Origin of the sequence: Micrococcus sp. MS-ASIII-49, assembly GCF_000946635.1 — a bacterium.
GTDB classification, from domain to species: domain Bacteria; phylum Actinomycetota; class Actinomycetes; order Actinomycetales; family Micrococcaceae; genus Micrococcus; species Micrococcus luteus.
Genome location: NZ_JXSP01000072.1, coordinates 1 through 5222, shown reverse-complemented (window position 1 = coordinate 5222; position 5222 = coordinate 1). Strand labels below are relative to the sequence as shown.

Annotated in this window: 5 protein-coding genes; all 5 read right to left on the bottom strand. The window is 72.7% G+C overall.

The annotated features are described in order from the left end of the window. Positions 1 to 86: 86 nt before the first annotated feature. The 5 genes from SJ20_RS05580 to SJ20_RS05560 all read right to left on the bottom strand — a co-directional run bounded on the left by SJ20_RS05580 (position 87) and on the right by SJ20_RS05560 (position 5144). Positions 87 to 1502 carry an NAD-dependent succinate-semialdehyde dehydrogenase gene (locus SJ20_RS05580; RefSeq protein WP_044659219.1) on the bottom strand — a complete coding sequence of 472 codons (1416 nt, stop codon included), beginning with the start codon at positions 1500 to 1502 and terminating at the stop codon, positions 87 to 89. Between the two features lie 62 nt (positions 1503 to 1564). Continuing rightward, positions 1565 to 2314, bottom strand: coding sequence for a DNA-3-methyladenine glycosylase I (locus tag SJ20_RS05575; RefSeq protein WP_020624982.1), 750 nt, complete (start codon positions 2312 to 2314; stop codon positions 1565 to 1567). Between the two features lie 105 nt (positions 2315 to 2419). Continuing rightward, positions 2420 to 3091 carry an ABC transporter ATP-binding protein gene (locus SJ20_RS05570; protein ID WP_044659218.1) on the bottom strand — a complete coding sequence of 224 codons (672 nt, stop codon included), beginning with the start codon at positions 3089 to 3091 and terminating at the stop codon, positions 2420 to 2422. After that, the gene (locus SJ20_RS05565) at positions 3091 to 4215 is read right to left on the bottom strand and encodes a hypothetical protein (RefSeq protein WP_044659221.1); all 1125 of its coding nucleotides are present in this window, start codon (positions 4213 to 4215) and stop codon (positions 3091 to 3093) included. The genes SJ20_RS05570 and SJ20_RS05565 overlap by 1 nt, the downstream gene beginning before the upstream one ends. An 8-nt stretch (positions 4216 to 4223) precedes the next feature. After that, positions 4224 to 5144, bottom strand: coding sequence for a hypothetical protein (locus SJ20_RS05560; RefSeq protein WP_044659220.1), 921 nt, complete (start codon positions 5142 to 5144; stop codon positions 4224 to 4226). Positions 5145 to 5222 lie beyond the last annotated feature (78 nt).

Here is a 5222-nt window from a genome sequence, read left to right as displayed (position 1 = left end):
ACGGCACGTCGTGACCACTCTGTGTGCGTCAGGCGGGCGACGGGCCGGACGGAGCGGGAGACCCATCCGGCCGACCCGGCCCGGGGTCAGCCCTCCAGCGGGCCCTGCACCGCGTAGAGGCGCTTGTTGGCGAACTCGTCCACGGCCATGGGGCCGAGCTCGCGGCCGAAGCCCGAGCGCTTCACGCCGCCGAAGGGCAGGTTCGCGCCGGCGGCGGAGGCGAGGTTCACGTTCGCCATCCCCACCTCGAGCTGGTCGGCCACGCGCTTGGCCTCGTCCAGGTCCGTGGAGAACACGGCGCCGCCGAGACCGTACTGGGAGTCGTTGGCCAGCGCCACGGCCTCCTCGGCCGAGGACACCTTGTAGACCACGGCGGCCATGCCGAACAGCTCCTGCGTGTAGGCGGGGTTCTCCTGGTCCACGTCCGTGATCACGGCCGGGGAGACGTAGAAGCCCTCGCCCTCCGGGCCGGAGACGCGCTCGCCGCCCACGTGGACGGTGGCGCCGGCCTCCTTGGCCGCGGCGATCTGCTCGGTGAGCCCGTCGGCCGCGGACTCGGAGGACAGCGGGCCGTAGACGTCGGCGTCGCGCGAGGTCGGGTCGCCGGGCTTCATCGCCGAGGAGCGCTGGACCAGCTCATCCACGAAGTCGTCGTAGAGGTCCTCCATGACGATCATGCGCTTGTTCGAGTTGCAGGCCTGGCCCCAGTTGCCCATCCGGGTGGCCAGTGCGTCGCGGGCGGCCGCGCGGGCGTCCGGCGCGGAGAGCACGATGTACGGATCGGAGCCGCCGAGCTCGAGGACGACCTTCTTGAGGTGCCGGCCGGCCTGCTCGGCGACGGCGGCGCCGGCCCGCTCCGAACCGGTGAGGGACACGCCCTGCACGCGCGGATCGGCGATGATCGTGGAGATCTGGTCGTGGGTGGCGAACAGGTTCTGGTACACGCCCTCCGGCAGGCCGGCCTCGGTGAAGAGCTCTTCCAGCAGCTGCGCCACCTGCGGGTTGATCTCGGCGTGCTTGAGCAGGATGGTGTTGCCGAGCACGAGGTTCGGCGCCACGAAACGGGCCACCTGGTACACCGGGAAGTTCCACGGCATGATCCCCAGCAGCGGGCCGATCGGCAGCCGCTGGACGAACGCCTCCTGCCCGGAGAACTGCTTGATCGGCTGGTCCGCGAGCAGCTCCTCGGCCTCGTCCGCGTAGTACCCGAAGATCTGGGCGCTGTAGCGCACCTCGCCGACCGCCGCGCCGAGGGCCTTGCCCATCTCCGTGGTGATCAGCGCAGCGATGTCCTTGGAGCGCTCGGCCAGCAGCTCGGAGATCCGCTTCACGACGGCGGCGCGCTCGGCCACCGACTTCCGGGACCACTGCTCGTAGGCGGCCTGCGAGGCGTCGAGGGCGTCGGCGATCTGCTGATCCGTGGCGTTGTCGAAGGACTTCAGCAGCTCCCCGGTGGCCGGGTTGATCGTGCGGTAGCCCTGAGAGGCGGAGGTGGTGGTCATCAGTCGTCACCCTTTCGTGTGGACGTCCTGCGGTCAGCTCCCCATCCTGCCGGAGGCCCCGCTCACTCCCAGATCCCGGACGCCCCTCTTCGCCACGAGCCGAGAAGGTGGGTGTCCACGACCCCGGCGGCCTCCATCAGGGCGAAGCACGTGGTCGGCCCCACGAATCGGCAGCCGTGCGCCTTCAGCGCCCTCGCGAGCGCGCGCGACTCCTCCGAGGCCGAGGGGACCTGCGCCACCGTCTCCGGCCGTGGGGTCGCGGCAGGCTGGTGCGCCCAGACCAGCCCCGCCAGACCGCGGGCCGGCCGGTCGCCGTCGCCGTGCCAGGCGGGGCCCGCGCCGGGGGAGCCCGGGTGCAGCGGGGTGAACCGCTCGCCGCGCATCCCGACGACGGCCTGCGCGTTCGCGATCGCCGCCTCGATCTTGCGCCGGTTCCGGATGATGCCGGGGTCCGCCAGCAGCGCCTCGACCTCCGCGTCCCCGAACGCCGCGACGGCGTCCGCGTCGAAGCCCGCGAACACCTCCCGGAACCGGGGCCGCTTGGCCAGGACGGTCCGCCAGCTCAGGCCCGACTGGAACGCCTCGAGGACGAGGCGCTCGAACAGGCCCCGCTCGTCCGTGACGGGCAGGCCCCACTCCGTGTCGTAGTACTCCCGCAGCAGCGGATCCCGTGCCGCCCACGGCGGGCGGGCCCGCCCGTCCTCACCCACGACGACGCCACTCGGCGGCGCCTGTCGCCCGTCGGCCGGTGGATCCTCGGCGAGGGTGGAGACGGGGGCGGGGAGGCCGTCGTCGGCGTGGTGCGCGCTCATGCACCCGAGCCTAGGAGCGGCCCCGGACATCCGGAGCCGGAACGCGACGCCCGGGGACGCAGCCCCGTCTGCGGACACCTGTGCAGGAGGCACGGCCAGACGTCGTCACTCGAGCCGCCCGGCCCGCAGCCGCCACGTGTGGTCGCACCGGGCCGCCACGGCGGGGTCGTGCGTGACGACCACGATCGCCCGCTCCGGCTGGGACATGGAGCGGAAGAGCCCCATCACCTCGTCGGTGCGCTCCTCGTCCAGGGCGCCCGTCGGCTCGTCGGCGAGCAGCAGGGAGGGCCCCATGATCACGGCCCGGGCGATAACCACGCGCTGGCGCTCGCCGCCGGAGAGTCGGCCGACGGGGTGGTTGAGACGGTCTCCGAGTCCGAGCCGCGTCAGACGCTCGGCGGCCATGTCGCGACGCTCGCGCTTCGCCGGGCGCGGCCGCGCGTAGAGCAGCGGCAGGGCCGCGTTGTCCACGGCGGTCGCCCGATCGATGAGCAGATGGTCCTGGAGCACGATGCCGCACGTCCGGTTCCGGTAGGCGTCGCCGTCGGACGACCACGGTGCCGGCAGGCTCCGCCCGGCCACACGGATGCTCCCGGCGTCCGGTGTGTCAAGGCAGGCGAGGAGCCGCAGCAGGGTCGACTTGCCGGACCCGGAGGGTCCCATGATCGCGTGGACGCCGCCCCCGGGGACCTGGAGCGAGACGCCGCGGAGCACGGGGACATCCCCGGCGGGGCCGCGGTAGGAGCGGTGTACGTCGTGCACGGTGAGCAGGGACATCACACGGTCCTTTCGACGAGTGCCGCCGTGCGGACGGCCCGGTGCAGCTGGCGGAGGGGATGACGGGTGCACGCAGCGGCGATCGCCAAGACGACCGCCAGCCCGACCACGACGACGGCAGGCGCCGGACGCAGTCCGCCCGCTTCCGAGGCGATGCCGAGGCCGAGCAACGATCCGAGCACGGCCGGAATGCCCCACACCGCGGCCACGGATGTGGCGATCCGGAGCCGGATCAGTCGTCTGGGCGCCCCGACCGTCAGGTGCGCCAGCCACGTGGGCGTGAGTCGACGGGTCATGGTCGTCAGGAGGCTCACCACCGTCACGACGGCGCTGGCAAGCCCGGCGGTGTAGGCGGTGACCATGAGCGCGGCACCGCGGGCTTCTCGGGCGATCGGAGACCTGGCCGAGGCGATCGGGGCCAACTCGGCGACCACGCCCGTCTCGTCCTCGAGGACGTCGAGTGCCGCTCTCACCTCGGAGGCCGCGTCCTGGCGTGCCACGACGGAACCGTAGACCGCCGCGAGCTGGGCCGGTTCGATCAGGCCGGCCATGGTCGTGGTGCTGGTGACGATGACGGGCGACTCACCCAGGGGCCAGAGGGATCCGTCGGCCCGCGGCGCGGCCGCGTCCCCGGGGAGTGGGCCGGCATAGCTGTGGGGTGTGGACCCCACATACACGGTGCCGCCCGGCCCCCCGGAGGTGATCGCGGCGGGAGCGAAGTACACACCCTCGGCGGGACTGACGGCAGCGGCAGCGCCGAACTCCCGGGCCAGACCAGGCGTGGCGATGATCGCCCCCTGCAGCCGGGGGTCCTCGATTCCGATGGCGTCCGTCACGAGAAAGGCACGGGGGTCGACTCCGTCGACATGGGCGGCGAACGCCCGGGAGACGGTGTCGACGGCGCGGGGGCGGAGGTCGGTCGTGACGGCGGGGTCCAGAATCCTGGCTGTCACCAGGCCCGACGACTCGGCGTCCTCGAGCACCTCGAGCGCCGTGGTCACCCCTCCGGCGACGCCCAGGGCCAGTCCGAACACGACCGACGCCACGGTCGTGTGCAGCAGGGACAGGAACAGCAGTCCGGGCGTGTCGAACAGGTCGCGGAGGCCGTCCGCAACGGTCCGCATGGCTGCCATCATGCGTGTGCCCTTCGGACCCAGAGGGTGGACAGGGTCGTGCCGAGGATGAGGATGGCGTCCACGACGAGCACGGCGGACCAGAGGAGAGCGGTGTCCCCCGTGAGCCCGATCTCCGCGTCCCACCGGGGCCATGCCACGAGCCAGACTCCGCCGGCACTCGCGGCGGCGGTCGCCCATGCGAGCATGGCGGGCCGGACACCGAGCCGGGCCGCTCGCAGCGGGGAGGCACCGACGAGGCGGTGCGAGGTGACGGCAGGGAGCAGTCGACTGCGCAGGGTCGTGCGCCAGACGACCTGTGCGCCCAGCAGGGCGAAGCCGGCGATCACGGCGAGCAGGGGCACGTGGACACTGCGTCGCATCGCTGCCTCCCACGGCGGCGGGAGCGGGACGACGTCGACGACGACACCGGCCCGCCGCAGCGATTGGACGAGCTCGTCGACCTGGGCCGGTGAGCCGCCGATCACGCCGGCAAGGGACGAACTGTCGGTGGAGAGGAACGGGACCAGGAGGTCTGCTTCGGTGGCGCGATCCGGCGCGGAGGAGAGGTCTCGGACGACGACCCGATCGACGTCCGGCCAGCTCAGCTCGCCCGCAGCGGCACGTGCGGCGAAGGGGGAGGTGCTGGGGACGACCGCGGTCGGGGCGACGCCATCCGGGAGCACGTCCAGGGCAGGCCGGCCGGCGAGGGCCGTCACGTGGGGGCTCGTGGACGTGGCCGCAGAACCGGAGTCCGGTCCCGTCAGCGACGTCCGGATCATGGGCCAGGCCTCGCCAGCGGGGAATGCCGAGATCTCGTACACCGTGCCGTCCATGCGCCAGCGGTCCTCCTTCTCCACCCCGACGTAGGACGCGAGGAGCGCTGCTGTTCCGAGCGTGATCAGGAGAAGGAGGAATCTCGAGACGAGCATCCGGGTCATCACGGCTGGCCCGAGGAGAGCTGAGCGGCTGGATGATGCCTCACCTGGGAAGTGCCCCTGGGGTGCGGACCGGCGGGG